Annotated in this window: 12 protein-coding genes, 6 tRNA genes and 1 pseudogene; 17 read left to right on the top strand and 2 right to left on the bottom strand. The window is 32.0% G+C overall.

The features are described from left to right. From murB to HMPREF9943_RS08215, 3 genes are read left to right on the top strand one after another with little or no spacing between them, the layout of a single operon-like run. Complete coding sequence (gene murB, locus HMPREF9943_RS08225; protein ID WP_004803869.1) at positions 1-912, top strand: UDP-N-acetylmuramate dehydrogenase; 912 nt, start codon at positions 1-3, stop codon at positions 910-912. Positions 913-917: 5 nt separating this feature from the next. Then, complete coding sequence (locus HMPREF9943_RS08220) at positions 918-1,724, top strand: cell division protein FtsQ/DivIB (RefSeq protein WP_004803867.1); 807 nt, start codon at positions 918-920, stop codon at positions 1,722-1,724. A gap of 38 nt (positions 1,725-1,762) precedes the next feature. Beyond that, positions 1,763-3,079 carry a replication-associated recombination protein A gene (locus HMPREF9943_RS08215; RefSeq protein WP_004803865.1) on the top strand — a complete coding sequence of 439 codons (1,317 nt, stop codon included), beginning with the start codon at positions 1,763-1,765 and terminating at the stop codon, positions 3,077-3,079. Between the two features lie 566 nt (positions 3,080-3,645). Here HMPREF9943_RS08215 and HMPREF9943_RS08210 read toward each other — a convergent pair. Continuing rightward, positions 3,646-4,215, bottom strand: a complete 570-nt coding sequence (locus HMPREF9943_RS08210; RefSeq protein ID WP_004803863.1) for a nitroreductase family protein — start codon at positions 4,213-4,215, stop codon at positions 3,646-3,648. A 237-nt stretch (positions 4,216-4,452) separates the two neighbouring features. On the opposite strand from HMPREF9943_RS08210, the pseudogene HMPREF9943_RS09960 reads away from it, so the two are divergent. The 10 genes and pseudogenes from HMPREF9943_RS09960 to HMPREF9943_RS08160 all read left to right on the top strand — a co-directional run. Next, positions 4,453-4,602: pseudogene (locus HMPREF9943_RS09960) on the top strand (winged helix-turn-helix transcriptional regulator); the annotation flags it as partial. A gap of 19 nt (positions 4,603-4,621) precedes the next feature. Continuing rightward, positions 4,622-6,013 (top strand): ROK family protein, encoded by a 1,392-nt coding sequence (locus HMPREF9943_RS08200; protein WP_004803859.1) that lies wholly within the window; start codon positions 4,622-4,624, stop codon positions 6,011-6,013. A gap of 1 nt (position 6,014) precedes the next feature. Then, positions 6,015-6,899: a hypothetical protein gene (locus tag HMPREF9943_RS08195; protein WP_004803856.1), complete on the top strand. Its 885-nt coding sequence runs from the start codon at positions 6,015-6,017 to the stop codon at positions 6,897-6,899. Positions 6,900-6,973: 74 nt separating this feature from the next. Then, positions 6,974-7,049: transfer RNA gene (locus tag HMPREF9943_RS08190), tRNA-Val, on the top strand. Between the two features lie 19 nt (positions 7,050-7,068). Then, positions 7,069-7,144, top strand: a tRNA-Thr gene (locus tag HMPREF9943_RS08185). A 5-nt stretch (positions 7,145-7,149) separates the two neighbouring features. Continuing rightward, positions 7,150-7,233: transfer RNA gene (locus HMPREF9943_RS08180), tRNA-Tyr, on the top strand. 10 nt (positions 7,234-7,243) lie between these two features. Beyond that, positions 7,244-7,319, top strand: a tRNA-Gln gene (locus tag HMPREF9943_RS08175). A gap of 7 nt (positions 7,320-7,326) precedes the next feature. Continuing rightward, a tRNA-Lys gene (locus HMPREF9943_RS08170) sits at positions 7,327-7,402 on the top strand. 9 nt (positions 7,403-7,411) lie between these two features. Further along, positions 7,412-7,485 (top strand) — tRNA-Gly (locus tag HMPREF9943_RS08165). A 595-nt stretch (positions 7,486-8,080) separates the two neighbouring features. Further along, complete coding sequence (locus HMPREF9943_RS08160) at positions 8,081-8,719, top strand: hypothetical protein (protein WP_004803855.1); 639 nt, start codon at positions 8,081-8,083, stop codon at positions 8,717-8,719. A 216-nt stretch (positions 8,720-8,935) separates the two neighbouring features. On the opposite strand, the gene HMPREF9943_RS08155 is transcribed toward HMPREF9943_RS08160, so the two are convergent. Continuing rightward, the gene (locus HMPREF9943_RS08155; RefSeq protein ID WP_004801298.1) at positions 8,936-10,546 is read right to left on the bottom strand and encodes a transposase; all 1,611 of its coding nucleotides are present in this window, start codon (positions 10,544-10,546) and stop codon (positions 8,936-8,938) included. A gap of 552 nt (positions 10,547-11,098) precedes the next feature. On the opposite strand from HMPREF9943_RS08155, the gene HMPREF9943_RS08150 reads away from it, so the two are divergent. From HMPREF9943_RS08150 to HMPREF9943_RS08135, 4 genes are all read left to right on the top strand, one after another. Continuing rightward, the gene (locus tag HMPREF9943_RS08150) at positions 11,099-11,386 is read left to right on the top strand and encodes a hypothetical protein (RefSeq protein ID WP_004803854.1); all 288 of its coding nucleotides are present in this window, start codon (positions 11,099-11,101) and stop codon (positions 11,384-11,386) included. A 381-nt stretch (positions 11,387-11,767) separates the two neighbouring features. After that, positions 11,768-12,451, top strand: a complete 684-nt coding sequence (locus HMPREF9943_RS08145) for a hypothetical protein (RefSeq protein ID WP_004803853.1) — start codon at positions 11,768-11,770, stop codon at positions 12,449-12,451. 12 nt (positions 12,452-12,463) lie between these two features. Beyond that, a complete protein-coding gene (locus HMPREF9943_RS08140) occupies positions 12,464-12,733 on the top strand; it encodes a hypothetical protein (RefSeq protein ID WP_004803850.1) in 270 nt (89 codons plus the stop codon). Between the two features lie 2,238 nt (positions 12,734-14,971). Further along, a complete protein-coding gene (locus HMPREF9943_RS08135; protein WP_004803845.1) occupies positions 14,972-16,285 on the top strand; it encodes an APC family permease in 1,314 nt (437 codons plus the stop codon). Positions 16,286-16,318 lie beyond the last annotated feature (33 nt).

Below are 16,318 nucleotides of genomic sequence, written 5' to 3'. Positions count from 1 at the left end.
ATGAAGTATCAAGTGATTTATCAGGATTTGTTGAATATGAATCCTGGTACAGTTATAAAAAATGAACCGATGTATAAGCATACAACATTTAAAGTAGGTGGTCCTGCGAGACTGTATGTGGAAGTAAAAGATCTTTCATCATTGAAACAATTGATTTCATATTGTCATGAATTTCAAATTCAATTCATGGTAATTGGAAAAGGCAGCGATCTCTTATTCTCTGATCGTGAATATGATGGGATTATTATTAGCCTTAATGCTTTTAATAAAGTAGAATTCAATGGTAATCAGATTAGAGCTCAAGCCGGAGCAGGTCTTGTTGCTTTAGCCTATCAGGCAGCAAAAACAGGGTTATCAGGATTTGAATTCATGGGAGGGATTCCCGGGACCATTGGCGGCGGTCTGTATATGAATGCCGGAGCTTATAAATATGCTTTTGCTGATGTTTTTACATCTGCTCATGTTTTAAATGAAAATAATGAGATTATTGAATTAAACAAAGAAAATATGCAGTTTGGCTATCGTCATTCTATTTTGCAGGATCATCCGGAATGGATTCTAATAGACGCTTTATTTACAATGACATCTAAAGATCCCGCTTCTATTAAAGCAGTCTTAGATAAGCGTAAAGAAAGACGTATGGCAACTCAGCCTTGGAATATGCCTAGTGCAGGGAGTGTGTTTAGAAATCCTGAAAAAAAGTCGGCATGGCAATATATTGATGAGGCGGGATTAAGAGGATATGAAATAGGAGGAGCACAGGTTTCTCCAAAACATTCTAATTTTATTGTGAACAACGGTTATGCCAGCGGTAAAGATATATTGGAGCTGATTACTCATGTAGAGAGTACAGTTTATAATAAATCAGGTATTCATTTAGAAAAAGAAGTTATATTAGTAAACTGGGAGTAATAGATATGATATTCAACAAAAGAAAGGAAAAAGAAGAAACTGCTGATTATTATCATATTTATGATAGTGATCCTAGAAAGACTTATCTTCTTAAAAAGAGACAGAAGAGAAGAAAAAAAAGAATAATATTATTATCTCTGTTTCTGGTATTATGTTTAATCACAAGTTTCTTTATAAGTGATTTATCAAAAGTAAAGACAATTAAAATAAAAGGAAACTCAGTTATTTCTGATTATCTGATTATTCAGAGAAGTCAGATTAAAACTTTAAAAACAAACTATCTTTTTCTTAATACAAAGAGTGTTAAAAAAGAATTAGAAACAATGGGATTGGTTAAAAAGGCATCTGTTAAAAAGGATTTAATAGGAAATGTTCTTATTACTGTTGAAGAAGCTGAAATCATTGCTGTATGTCAATTGAAGAAACAGACATATATTATTGATGAACTAGGTAATGTAGTAAAAATAGGAACAAATTATAAAGTAAAGAATACAAATGGCTTACCAAAGCTTTTTAACTTTGATAAATTATCGGTTGTAAAAGCATTTGCAAAAGCTTATATTAAAGTTCCCACTATAATTAAAAATGCGGTTAGTGATGTTATTTTTAATCCATTACGTGCTTATCCTAATAGAGTTAGACTGATTATGGATAATAATAAAGAAATACATATTAATATTGAAGATATGGAACAAAGACTAAAACATTTTGACTATGCCGCTTATCTGACTGAATATAAAGATGATTGTATATTTTCTTTTGAGGGAGGAAATATATATATAAAAAAAGCAAAGACAAATAAGCATAGATAATCTATGCTTATTTGATATTTTATTGAAAGGAGCAAGCTATGGATATCTTTGATTATATGACACATGAAGAAAAAGAGAAGAATCTTCCTTTAGCAGCCAGGATGCGTCCTGATACATTAGAAGAATATGTAGGACAAAAGCATATTATTGGAAAAGATAAATTATTATATCGGGCTATCAAGGCAGATCAGCTTGGCTCAATTATTCTTTATGGACCTCCGGGTGTTGGCAAAACAACATTAGCTAGAGTAATTGCTAATACAACAAGTGCTGATTTCAGGCAGGTTAATGCAACAACCGCAGGTAAGAAAGATATGGAAAATGTTATTCATGGAGCTATTCATAGTTTCTCTATGACACAAAGAAGAACCATTCTCTTTATAGATGAAATTCATCGCTTTAATAAAGCACAACAAGATTATTTGTTGCCTTATGTAGAAGATGGAACTGTTATATTGATTGGAGCAACAACTGAAAATCCGTATTTTGAAGTGAATAGTGCACTTATTTCCAGATCACGTATTTTTGAATTAAAACCTTTAGATAAAGAAGATATATTAGAGCTTCTTTATCGTGCAATTAATGATCGGGAAAAAGGAGAGGGAACTAAAAAAGTTATTTTAGAAGAGGATGCTGCTTCATTTTTAGCTGATATGGCTGATGGTGATGCCAGAGGAGCACTTAATGCTTTGGAACTGGCAGTTCTTACAACAGAAAGATTAGAAGATGGATTTATCCATATTGACCTTTCTGTTGCTCAACAGTGTATTCAAAAGAAAGTTATTCGTTATGATAAGACAGGAGATAACCATTATGATACAATCTCCGCTTTTATTAAATCAGTAAGAGGGAGTGATCCTGATGCGGCAATCTATTATCTGGCGAGAATGCTGGAGGCAGGAGAAGATGTTAAATTCATTGCCAGAAGGCTTATTGTACTGGCAAGTGAAGATATTGGTAATGCAGCTCCTCTAGCAATGACAATTGCTTCATCAGCAGCTGCTTCAGCAACAATGATAGGGATGCCCGAAGCACGGATTGTTTTAGCTCAGGCAACAGCCTATCTGGCATGTGCTCCTAAGTCCAATGCGGCTATTATAGGTATTGATGAAGCAATACAGAAAGTTAGAGAAACAGGCAATTTAGCGATTCCTTCTTATCTGCAGGATGCTCACTATAAAAATGCCGGTAAACTAAATAGAGGAAAAGGATATAAATATCCTCATTCTTATAAAAATCATTATGTTTATCAGCAATATCTTCCTGATCTTATTAAAGATGAAAAGTTTTATCATTTAACAGATAATGGACATGAAGCAAAAATGAAGGAGTATTTAAAAAGCTTAAAGAAATAGTTTTTAAAAACAGCTCTATTTTAATAAAAAAAGAGCTGTTTTTTACAATCTTTGTAAATATTAAAAAAATTTAAAATTTTACTTGTAAACGTTTTCAAACTATGCTATATTTTAATCAGAAAAGAAGAAAAGATCTTCTTTAGATAAAGATACTTCAGTAAGATTACATGTGAATGATGTCAATTATGCATAGGCTACAGATCTAAAAAAGAGGAATGTTACTGAAAAATAAGAAACAGCAATCATTAATATGTGAAATATTAATGGTGGGAATCTTATAATAGGTAACAAAAATCAATGCTTAAAGTAAGAGAAGCGTATTCACAGCAGTAATTCAAAAGTGATGAAGATAAGAAAAGAATTTTGGAAAACTGCTGATGAAAGTTTGAAGGTTGAAGACTAAGGCAAGAAGCAAAAAAAGCTTTACAAGAACTGTCTGTAAGAAAAAAGAAGCAGGCGATAGTTTAAAGAAAGCTAAAAGGACTGTAGGATGTAATCGGATGGAGTATCTTTTTAGATACTTTTAAAGCTTAAAGGAGAATTTATTAAATTCTCCTTTAATAATCTTATTTGACAATAGTAACTCTTTTATTAATGTTTTCTTTTTCTTTTTCATCCGGTAAAGTATCAATACCTCCAAAAGGCATCTGAGCAATTAACTGGTAATATTCAGGAATATTAAATAGAGCTTTTACTTTTTCATCAATAACCGGATTATAATGCTGTAAGTTTGCACCAATTCCTAGCTCTCTTAATGCACTCCAAATATTAATCTGAAGCATACCATTTGATTGCTGTGCCCATATTGGAAAGTTATCAGCATATAAGGCATATTGTTCCTGCAATCCTTTAACAATTTTTGTATCTATAAAATATAGGATTGTACCGGCAGCGGCTTTAAAGCTGTTAATTTTTTCTCTGCTAACTTTTCCTTCAAAAGCATCATAAATGGTATCCCATAATAAATCCTGTTTTTCCCCTAAAGCAACTAAGACTTTCTGGCTTTTCATATTAAATGCATCAGGAACGTATTCTACTACTTCCTGAATAGTCTGAATGACCGCTTCTTCATTGACTGGTAATTGTTTATTTAATGAATAGATACTTCTTCTTTCTTTTAATCCTTTTGTAATCATTGTTTTTCTCCTTAAATAGTAATTCTTATCAAAAAAAGTATACTTTAATTTTCTGACTTGCTTAAAATATAAGGCGATATTATACTAAATACAAGAGAAATGCTTTATTAAAAAATGGAAAAGGAGAGTACCGGAATGAATAAAGAATGCTTATCTGATGGTTTTAAAAGATTTAATCAGATAGAAAAGGAAATAGAAATGACACAGGCTACTTTATCTACATAATTAAAAAGCCGGGAAAAAAATAAATTGATTTGTCTGACTGTTTATCCTGAAGTACCTTTAAGAGTAGAGTATTCATTAACTGATATTGGTAAAGAGCTAAGGCTCGTATTAGAAAGTATTGAAGCTTTTGGAAATAAGTATATTAGTTATTTAAAGAAATAATATGTTCGGAGAGAAGAAAATGATTAGCTTAGATTATAGAAAATGGATTAAAGAACATCAGAATACAGAATATTCTATTAATGAGATATCAGATAATACTATTGAATTAAAAACAGATTATGGAGTATCTACTATTCAGTTTACTGATATTGATAAAAGCACATTAGTAGAATTTACAATCGTTTCGTTAAAAGATGAGAATATTAAGTTTTATCTTCATTTTGAATTAAAAAATATTGATCATGCCAAGCAGCTGTACCGGGAAATGATTGATACTTTATTAAAATTAAAAGAGGAAAAAACCTTACAGATTTTATTATCATGCTCAGCAGGATTGACAACCTCTATGTTTGCTGAGAATTTAAATGAATCAGCTAAAATGCTTGAACTGGATATGCATTTTGATGCTGTTTCTTATTTGAATATTTATCAGGAAGCAACAAAATATGATGTTATATTATTAGCTCCACAGATCGGTTATATGCTTCATCGTATTCAGGAGAGCCTGACTGACAGACCTGTTCTTCAAATACCAACCGGAGCCTTTGCTTCTTATGATACCTTGACAGTTATTAATTACATTAATGATGAGGTGAAAGCATTTAAAAATAAACAGAAGAAAAAGACAGTATCATGTCATTGTAAGGAATCTACAAAAGCATCTATTCTATCTTTAGTTATGATGCCAAATACTGCCCAGACACGTACCTACTATCGTTTATATAAGGGGAATACAATTATTGATTCTAATTTGATTATTAAGCCTTCTTTTGATATCTATGATCTTTATGATATTATTGATACAATTTTATTAAGGTATTCACATATAGATTTAATAGGAATTGCGATTCCGGGTATTGTGGATGAAACAGAAAAGATGCGTTATTTAAGATATCAGGAAGATGAAATAGATATTAAAAATGAATTTGAAAAACATTATGGAATAGAAATACTGGTATCAAATAATGCGAATGCGGCAGTAATGGGATTCTCATTAGAGCATCCGGAGTATTCTGATATTCTTTTCCATACACAGCCCTTTGGCTATCATGCCGGCGGACAGGGGATTCTGGTTGATAAGAAGATCGTAAAAGGAAGAAAAGGTTTAGCAGGAGAAATCAAATTTTTTATAGAGCGCATGCAGCTTTCTGATAAGCTGCATAACCTTCCTTGGACACAGGAGGGAGCCCTAGAACTTGTATGTGCAGGTCTTCTTCCGTCATTATGTACTTTAGCTCCTCAGGCTGTCGCTATAAGATCTCCTATGACTCCTGACATGAATGAAATAAAGAAGAAATTATCCTCTTTTATCCCAGAATACTACCTTCCTGATTTTTATTTTATTAAAGAAGCCAGTCCTTATATGCTGGATGGCATTACAAAGCTTTGTATTGATTATTTGGATAAATAGTATGAAAAAGATTATTCTATTATTTTTAATAGGCAGTTTATTCGGCTGTATTTCAGAAAAGAAACCTGACTTAAGCATTTATCAAAAAGGACTGCAAGAATATAAAAGCTATTCAATAGATATTCCGGGGTTAAATACTTCATTTGTTCCTCAAGGGCTTACTATGATGGATGATTATTTTATTGTCTCATCTTATGATAAAAATAAAATAAAGAATTCCACTCTTTATATGATTCATAAAGATACAAAGAAAGTTATTGAAATCAGTCTTTATAATAAATGCCATGCCGGAGGGATATCCTATAATAAAGATAAGAAAGAACTTTATATTGCTGATTCATCACAGCATTGTATTCAGATCATCAGCAGACAAAGACTTCTTAAAGGCTTAAATACACATCATGTCCATTATGACAGTCTTTTAAAAACTCAAGTGAAGCCAAGTTTTTTAGCTTATGATAAAGGGTATATTTATGTAGGAAAATATAGTGAAAAAAGATATGAAGATTTAGAAATCATTTCTACAAAAAACAAATCATCCTCACTTATAAAAGGATTTCTTCCTTATTATACGCAAGGTATTATTTTTGCTTCTAGACATCATAAAGACTATATTCTTTATTCATCTTCTAATGATTCAAGAAAGCAGGATTATTCTAGGCTTTATATAAATCAGATAGATAGAAGGACTATGAAATCTTTAAAGAAAAGAGCTTTTATAGATATTTATCAATGTTCTGAAAACATGTATGTAGATGAGGATAAATTGTATATTATTTATGAAAGTGGTGCTAAGAGTTATCGCTTTTTAAAGAATGTCAAAGCAACTGATAAAATCTTAGCCGGAAAACTAAGTGATTATCTTGAGTATTATAATTATTTATAGCACTAATCAACAAATTATGAATTAAAGATTGACAGAGAAAAGAGTAAATGATAATATTAAAAGGCATTCAAGAGGGGAGCTTAGCTCAGTTGGGAGAGCGTCTGCCTTACAAGCAGAGGGTCAGCGGTTCGAGCCCGTTAGCTCCCACCATAAGAATGCACGAAGATATGCCGGCTTAGCTCAATTGGTAGAGCAACTGACTTGTAATCAGTAGGTTGTGGGTTCAATTCCTATAGCCGGCACCATTTTCGGGGAGGTAGCGAAGTGGCTAAACGCGGCTGACTGTAACTCAGTTCCTTTTGGTTCGATGGTTCGAATCCGTCCCTCCCCACCATTTCTTATGTTGGGGTATAGCCAAGCGGTAAGGCAACAGACTTTGACTCTGTCATTTCGCTGGTTCGAATCCAGCTATCCCAGCCATTTTAATGACTCGCTAGCTCAGTCGGTAGAGCATCTGACTTTTAATCAGAGGGTCAGGAGTTCGAATCTCCTGCGAGTCACCATCTACCTATGCGGGTGTAGTTCAATGGTAGAACCCCAGCCTTCCAAGCTGATTACGTGGGTTCGATTCCCATCACCCGCTCCATTTTTATTAATCGAACATAACTATTAATACAATTTTACTTTAATAAGATCATTTAAGGAACGAGAGCATCTCGTTCCTTTTTCTTTTAAGAAACGGAAGTCTTCATTAGTTCATTGCTGCATATAAGTAATGCTTCTTTATCTCACTTATGTGCAGCAATGTTCCTAGCGAGGAACAGTCAGCTGATCTTTAAAAATTATATAGTAGCGTTAAATACAAGTGTACATGCAGAGAGAAGATCATTTAAGTAATTGCCGGGACATTCATTCAAGAAGATTTTACATACTGAAGGAACGAGCGAAGAAAAAGAATTATCAATGTGCTTGATAAACACAGTCAGTGACCTGCATGGTCGGTCGTTCGCCAAGAACGATTGATAAATATATTAAGAAAATCAAAGGAACCGATGAAGCTGCTAAAGCAGAAAATAAACCCAATATCTAACAGATCTATTAGGCGTTCTTTGTAAATATTCCTTGAAAAAAGCCGAGATCTTTATGAAGCTTAATAAAGACTCTGCCGAAGGTTTGTTTGAGGATTACAATACCCTGGCAGGAAGCTTAAAAAATAAACTAGAGTTCATGGAGGATAAATTATGAAAAACAAAAAAATTATTGCACTGGCAATGGCAGTCATTATGCTTGCCGGATGTAGCGGCAAGAAAAAGGCTGACACATCAAAGGCAAAGGATACTCAGGCCAAGACTGCTCAGACAGAAACAGCCAATCAGGAAGAAAAGAAAGAAGAAACAACAGCTCCACAAACTAACAGTGGAACATCAGAAAAGAAGCCTACTACAGCTTCAAGCTCTAGTACTTCATCTAGTACAAGCAGGAAGGCTGAGACTGTAAAGGCTACTAGCAATAAGCCTAGTACAGCTTCAAGCTCTAGCTCAGGTAAGAAGGCAAGCACACCTGCTAAGACTTCTACACCGGCTAAAAAACCTAGCACAAGTTCAAACAAGCCTGCTTCTAAGCCATCTAAGCCTAACAAGCCTTCAAAGCCAAGCAAGCCTGCTACTCATACTGTAACATGCGTAGTATGGCTTAAGGATGATCAGACAGGAAAGGAATATATTATTCACAAAGAGACAGCTACCTACACAGGAGACGATGACTTTGCAGCAAGAAACAAGGCTTCCAGAGCTGCGGCAACTTGGGGACATAATCATGCAGATGAATATATAGAAAAATATAATATTGGAAGTGGAAATTGGGGAACTAGATTTCAATAATGTATTGATTAAATAGTAAATATATGAAGGGGCTGACCCAGTAAAGTGATTTTTGTTAATCACTGAGCTGGTGTCAGTTCTTTTTCTTTATTATCTGATACTCATTTTATCAATTCTATTTATTGATGAGAAACCACATAAAAAAACACCCTTTTTTGGGCGCAATATCCCTATACTGTTGTGAAAAGTCATTTTTCAGGTGTGATTATCTTTTTTCTAGCAGGCCTGTTTGCACTCTAACCTGGCTTTGCTTTGTATCATATTATGGTACTTCCTGATATTGAAGCCGATTGCGAGCATGTAAAATTCAAATTTTACATTGGAATTGCCTCTTCGACGTAATCTTTCATATCCATAATCCTGTTTAATAATTCCAAACGTACCCTCACTATATATCTGTCTTGATTGCATTAACTGCTTACCGACAGATGTATGAATAGCTTCATCAACGTGATCGTGAAAATCCTCGAGCTTCTTGCATACAGTCATTGTTCTATTTCCCAAAGCTTTGCTACACTTACTCTTGAAAGGACAGGTACTGCATCCATCACATTCACATTTGATATTTTCCTTGTCATAAAGCCCACGCTTCTCAACTCTACGACTTACAGGATTAAACACATGACCTTCAGGACATACAAAAAATCCATCGTCATTTCTTTTTAGATGTCTCTTGAAGTATCGATTTTTCTCGGTTACTTTTTCCTGCTTTTTATAAATTCCTGAGTACTTGATGTATCCATATTCAATATCGTTTTCTTCACAAAAGCTATAGTTGTCATAGTCCCCATATCCGGCATCACAAACCACGATAGAAGGATACTTTCCATAATGCTTCTTATACTTCTTTAAAAAAGGAATGAAAGTAGGAAGGTCATTACCGTTAGATGTAATGAGAATGTTTCTGATAAATCCACTGCTGATGCCAAGCTGTACATTGTATCCGGGCTTGAATATATTGGTATGATTGTAATAGTCCCACTTCATATGCATGAACGTAGCGTCCGGATCAGTTTTTGAAAAGCTGTTACGATCACCTAATATGTCAAAATGTATCATATACTTATATATCTTGATACATAGATCCTTTAACTCATCATATAATCTCTGGATTTCCTGCTTTCTATAGCCACGTCCAATAACCATCTGAATTCCCTGAGCCTCCATATATTTTTCAATACAATCAGCGATTTTAAGCATATAGGCAGGATTAGGCTCTCTTATTTGGGAATAGAATATATCAATGCCGTTGGCTTTAAAGAATTTGTTTAACTTCTTGATAAGATTCATGAATTTCTTCCATGTTCTTTCATAGTAGCGTTTTGTAGCTTTTTTCCATACGAAAGTATTCTTGTTCGCGTTTGCTTCAAACTTAGATCCATCAATAGTCAGAATATCTGCAACCATGTCAATTCTGTCATCATTTTCTATGAATTTATTAAGTTCATAGAAAATATCTTCAATTGGCATAAGAAGGTCATTGTGCATAAAACGCTGGAAACTTGAGTGACCGATTGATACGTTTCCGGTAAAGAATTTATATCTAATATCTGAAATAGTTTTATTTTCCAATTCACGTGTAGAAATATAACCGTCTTCAGCGAATCCCAACAAAATACATCTTAATAATTTCATTGGATCATGCCCATGTGATTTGCGGTTATTGAGATTAACATATTTACCAATGTTTATCCTTTCCGTAATCTCAATAACGGTACGTGCAAGATCATCCTGAGGCACATCTTTCTCGAAAGAAATAGTAAAATCGAGTAGCGCATAGGTCTGAAATACGCTATAATCTTTTTTGTATACTGTTGTATTAGTCATATAAACATTATACAAAAAAATGCGTCGGATGTCTCCGTCGCATTTTTATTTTTAAGCTACTCAGTTTTATTTAACCGGGTCAGCCCCTTTTTTGTTGCAGAAATGTACTAAAGGAGGTGATGCCTATGATTGCATCTAAAAGCTTATATCAATGTATATAAGTAAGAAATTAAATAAGTTTAACAGACACGAGAGTGTCTTTTTTGATTTTCATGAAAACTAAAAATAGAAATAAGAAAGGAATATATTTTATGAAACAAATGATTAAAAAAGGCTTTGCAGTATTCATGACTGTTCTCATATTAACAATCAAAGAAATATAATCAGAAAATAAACCTATCAGGATAGGACACATCTTCTGCCCTTTTACTGTTTTTACTGATTATCAAAATATATATCAGTAGTATACAAAAAAGCATTCAGTAAACAGAATCAAACAAAATAAAAATACGGCAACATTGCTGTAAAGAAAGGAATGAAAATTACTCATCAGCTGATCGCATAGGATGAGATAGAAATAAAGGTACAATTCAAAGGAGGATAAGTCATATCATGAAGAAAGGTATAAATAAATTTCTAAAAATTAGTGTCGGAGCCGGAGGAAAAATATTTATGAATCCTGAAGATTTAATTAAAGGGGTGACGAGTCAAGAGAATATCATTATTATTGATCCGGAAAAAGATGTCCCGGAAGAAAAGTATGAATTAAGTTATGCTGATTTTAAATCTATTATTTCCGTTTGGTCCAATTTTAATAATAGTCATATCTCTGCACTATTGATTAAAATTCAAAATTTGGATCACTTTATATGTTCTCTACATTATATTACATCTTGCTGAAATGATAATTATCACAAAATTTCAGCTTGTATCATTCCATGCATATTCTTTATTATTCTTTTTAATTAGTATAGTCATACTCTTGATTTGCTTAATAATTCATGTAAGCATTTATATAGGAAGAAAGAGAATGGAAAGGTAATAGAGATATGGAAAAAGAAAGGAATGACTTTCTGTATTTATAGAGAAATCACTTCTTTCTTTTTATTTTTTCTGAATAACTGCTCTTGGAAATTGACTTTCAGTAATTTTTATAAGTATTGCTATTTATTTTGACTTTTTATTTATTGTCGTGGATAATGATAGTAGAGATAAAACGGAGGAAAATATTATGAAAGAAGTTTTAAGAAAATCATTAGTATTAGGTATGTCATTAGTATTATGTTTTTTTCTGTTTGTAGTGTCAGTGCGACCGATCCGATTGCCAAACTAATCATTTTTTCAACGCTGGAAGATAATCATTCTTGGATTGTCATCGAGAATCTTACAAATTCAAAGTTAAGGATAGGAAATTATAATATTGGCGGAAAAAGAAGCGTCTCACTGGGGACGTGGGGAAATATTAAACAGCATAAAGGGATTTGGTATAATTTAGAGGCACATTTGCAATACAAGGCAAATAACAATGGACAGAGTAGTGCGTTTTCTTCGCATGTTTCTGCCGGAAAGGGTTTAACAAGTAAAGATACAAAGAGTCTGAATACTTGTTTGTTCTCTATTAACAGATGGAGTTATATTGATAATTGCTCATATTTTGCAAAATCTATATGGAATAGTGTTGCTAAAACAAAATTAAGTGGTGGAAATATAGTGGATACTCCATCTGGATTGGCAAAGTCAATAAAATCAAAATTAAGCTATTATACCACTAATAGAAAATTAGATGCTAAAAATAAGGATTATGTATATTATCACACATCTAAAGGAAAAACTTCATACCCTGATTTTGAGTTTATTAATGGATCAAGTTCTTCGTCGTTTGGAAGCAATAAGGTGAGAAGCCGGAAAGAAAATTCAAATGGGGAATTACATATTAATAAAAACTATTATACAAGTTTTAACTAAAGGAGAAGCTATATGATATCATGGATTTTAAGTGTTCTTTCAATTTTGATTTTGGTTTTCAGCATAAAGTTTCATTTCAAAAAATCGATATGTTTGTCTCTTTTTGGAATAAATGCTTTACTTTTAATTGTTACGTTCTTTGTTTATTCCAAAGCACCTGGAACAGGTGCTTCAGCTGCTCCTGTACAGGCATATGGGCTCAAAGCTATATGGATACCTTTATTATTCTTCATAATTTCATTAATTATCATATTTTTTGTTCAAATGAGCAGAAAGAAGTAAAAAAATTTGTTTTGTACCGACCTCTAAAATGATATTAGAAATTTAAGCATAGAGGTCGGTATTTTTATAGGAAAATGATGATAAACAGTAAATTATAAAATGGTTGAATTTTATTGTTTCCTTTCTAGGGAATCCGGTTATTTCAAAGTTGATGTACTTTCAGTTTCAGAAAGTTCTTTCCATTTTTCTTTTTCAGGATTCCCCTGATCTTTTCATTATTAAACAGCTTCTTCCATTTTGTAGGTATCATGCTTATTTTGTTCTGATAATGATAGGCAGTATCATGGTTCTTCAGATCACATTGTGAGGTTCTGAAATCCTCATGATAATAGCTATAGCCGTTTTTATCCTTTTTCCTGCTGTAGAGAATTTTTGCCTAAATATTTATAAAATATTGTTAAGGTTCTTTATATCGCTTAATTTTGCGTTTTTATAGGCATTCTCTTGTATCAGTTAGATTGCTCTACAATTGCATCCATCAGGGTGTTGACGGCAACATTGCCATCACGTATATTTTCCCGGATATTCCACCATCTGGAGGTAGTATCAGTCTTGCTGATGGATTTAGGAAGGCTATCTAAAGTGCTGAGAATATCTTCATAATTTTAGACACTGTCGGCATATCAGCACTATTATTGCTGAGATATGCAGCATAGGAGTGTCTAAAGTCATGTATTCTTATTTGTTTTTGATTTTGTTACCTGTAGTATGCTTTAAAGGATTAATAATGACAGATACAAAAGCTGATTTGAAGTCACTAACATTTCTGTATTTTTTTGTAATATGATTTTAATTCATTCAACATCAGCAAAGGCAGACTTAATTGCTATATGGAGTTTTCTATGCTATTGGATGTCGCATTTAATTTATAATTCATCAAATAAAAAACGTAAACGCTTTCTTTTTTGAAAAAAGTAATATAATAAGTATAAATAAAGATGTTTTGTATGCTCATAAGCAATAAGAGACTGTTTGAATAGAGTCATAAATAATAGTTAAATTGTTCATAAAAAATGTTGACTATATATAGAATTTCATTTAACTATAAATAATAAATTTATAAATTCTTCAAATTAATTGAGCTTATAGGAGGTGATTAAAATGGTATATTTAATATTTCATCATTCGATAGGATGATGGGAAAGATATACTATACTGTTTACTATAAAATTTGAAAAGAAAGGAGAAGTATAATCTTAATTTGGTTATACCGGAGTTATTATGAAAAAATCAAAAATGATTGGTAGTTTGATAATGATTTTATCTTTAGTTTTATTCGTTTCAGTTCCTGTTTTTGCTAACATTAGCGTAAATAAAGGCAGATATGATTAAATTTACGGAACTCACTTATATAAGTATATTTAAAACTATACTTCCTTACCTTATATTATCATTGATTTGTACTTATATATTGATAATATTAAAAAAACAGAAGCTATTTTACTTACTCATAGGTATAGAGCTTATTATTATATTTTTTGTTCAATATAGTACTATTTCATTTTCTGTTATAACTTTTATGGAATCTAAGGAATTCATAATTATACTTAATATGTTAGTAATTATAGGTATATACTTATTGATTCCATTAAGCTCAATATTATTGAAAACAATATTGAAAAAATTTCAATAATTTGAGTGTATATTAAGACTGGCTGTAAGAGGTCAGTCTTTCATACTATTGTATAAATTTAAGGTATAATATTATAATGAAGCCGAGCTAAGCAATAAAACTCAGAAAATAAAATATTTAATTTATTCAAGTTTATAAAAAGCCTAAGAACCAAATAATTTCCAGACTTTTTTGTCATGTTAAGCTTTATTTCTTCTATGCATAATAATAAAAGCAAGTGCTATGAAAATAACATCTATCAGTATAATTAAAGGTATAAATTCAGAACCTACATGTAAATTATTTGTTTTATATATAAATAATCAATCCTAATTGCATAATAATATCTATACCAAATAGACTAAGCCAATACTTTTTCTCCAAATTAAATATGATAGAGATTAATAGGATGATGATGGGTGCAAATCCTATAATATTCATGATAAGACTTAATGATTTTGTCATAATTATTTTTCCTCTTTATTAGCTTATTAAGATTTATATATCTAATCTAACTACCTCATATTTGAAATGATATTTCAATTGAATGAAAGAAAATAATTTAATATCTATAAGTTTATAGGTTATGTTATAATATTTGAGGTTTATTATAAAAGGGGAATGATATGAATAATAGTGTATTAAAGAAAAACTTAGGTATCACAACAGCTATTTCTATAGTAGTAGGGTGTGTTATCGGATCAGGCATCTTTTTTAAGCCACAGGCTATATATAGTGCTACTCATGGGGCACCGGGATTAGGACTTATAGCCTGGATTATTACCGGTATTGTGAGTATATGCGGAGCTTTGACTTTTGCGGAAATCGCTATTATGTTTCCTAGAACCGGGGGCATTGTTACTTATTTAAAAGAGGCATTTGGTGAAACAATAGGTTTTTTAGCAGGATGGATTCAGGTTCTGGTTTTTTATCCGGCGATGATTTCTGCTTTAGCTGTTGCTTTTTCTAATCAGCTGTCATTATTTTTAAAAACGGATCAGTATATTATAGTGATTGCGATAGGATGTATCATTATTTTAGCAGGAATGAATAGTCTTGGTTCAAAGCCTGCAGGAAGATTACAGATTATCTTTACAGTATCAAAGCTTATTCCTATTGTTTTATTAATAATTTTTGGGTTTATTAAGGGTCAGAATGATGCGCCCTTGTTTTCTCCAATGATAGGAAAAGATATTAATACTGTTGTTGTATTGGGCCAGTTAATGGTTTCTGTTTTATTTGCTTTTGAAGGATGGACAGGAGTAGGGGCTATTGCCGGCGAATTAAAGAATCCTGGTAAAGATCTTCCTCGTGCTATTATTGGTGGTGTCTCTATTATAATGGCTATTTATCTCATTATTAATATTGCTTATTTAAAAGTTATTCCTGCTTCATCACTTGCTTTTTTAAAAGCTCCGGCAGCGGCTGTTGCGATTAAGCTGTTTGGAAACATTGGAGGAAAGATTATTGCAGTAGGTATTATGATTTCAGTATTTGGTGCATGTAATGGATTTTTAATGTCAGGATCCAGAGTTGCTTTTGCGATGGCACAGGAAGAAACATTGCCTTTTTCCTCATATTTATCTAAACTTAATAAAGACAAGGTTCCTTTTTATTCTATTTTTCTAGTTGCTTTAATAGGTATTATTTATTCCATTAGCGGACAATTTAATCTTCTTACGGATTTAGCTGTATTTTCTAGCTGGCTGTTTTATACATTAACATTTATAGCAGTTATTAAATTAAGAAAAGATAAGTCATTTATTAAAAGAGAATATAAGGTCCCTTTTTATCCTATTATTCCACTTATTGCTGTAATAAGCGGTTTATTTGTAGTTATTAATCAATTATTCTTATCAGGTATACGCTCAACAGTATTATCATTTGCTTCTTTGGGAGTTCTTTTATTAGGATATCTTTACTATAAACATTTTAATTAATGCTTGTTTCATTGTTCATACTTCATTATACTT

The organism is Eggerthia catenaformis OT 569 = DSM 20559 (genome assembly GCF_000340375.1).
Classification (GTDB): Bacteria; Bacillota_I; Bacilli_A; order Erysipelotrichales; family Coprobacillaceae; genus Eggerthia; species Eggerthia catenaformis.
The sequence above is the reverse complement of the archived record's forward strand: the minus strand, read 5'-3'. Positions and strand labels throughout refer to the sequence as shown.

Coding starts and splice junctions, on each gene's coding strand:
- HMPREF9943_RS08135 (WP_004803845.1), top strand. CDS start 14,972: ATGAATAATAGTGTATTAAAGAAAAACTTAGGTATCACAACAGCTATT.
- HMPREF9943_RS08220 (WP_004803867.1), top strand. CDS start 918: ATGATATTCAACAAAAGAAAGGAAAAAGAAGAAACTGCTGATTATTAT.
- HMPREF9943_RS08210 (WP_004803863.1), bottom strand. CDS start 4,215: ATGATTACAAAAGGATTAAAAGAAAGAAGAAGTATCTATTCATTAAAT.
- HMPREF9943_RS08155 (WP_004801298.1), bottom strand. CDS start 10,546: ATGACTAATACAACAGTATACAAAAAAGATTATAGCGTATTTCAGACC.
- HMPREF9943_RS08200 (WP_004803859.1), top strand. CDS start 4,622: ATGATTAGCTTAGATTATAGAAAATGGATTAAAGAACATCAGAATACA.
- murB (WP_004803869.1), top strand. CDS start 1: ATGAAGTATCAAGTGATTTATCAGGATTTGTTGAATATGAATCCTGGT.
- HMPREF9943_RS08215 (WP_004803865.1), top strand. CDS start 1,763: ATGGATATCTTTGATTATATGACACATGAAGAAAAAGAGAAGAATCTT.
- HMPREF9943_RS08150 (WP_004803854.1), top strand. CDS start 11,099: ATGAAGAAAGGTATAAATAAATTTCTAAAAATTAGTGTCGGAGCCGGA.
- HMPREF9943_RS08160 (WP_004803855.1), top strand. CDS start 8,081: ATGAAAAACAAAAAAATTATTGCACTGGCAATGGCAGTCATTATGCTT.
- HMPREF9943_RS08140 (WP_004803850.1), top strand. CDS start 12,464: ATGATATCATGGATTTTAAGTGTTCTTTCAATTTTGATTTTGGTTTTC.
- HMPREF9943_RS08195 (WP_004803856.1), top strand. CDS start 6,015: ATGAAAAAGATTATTCTATTATTTTTAATAGGCAGTTTATTCGGCTGT.
- HMPREF9943_RS08145 (WP_004803853.1), top strand. CDS start 11,768: ATGTTTTTTTCTGTTTGTAGTGTCAGTGCGACCGATCCGATTGCCAAA.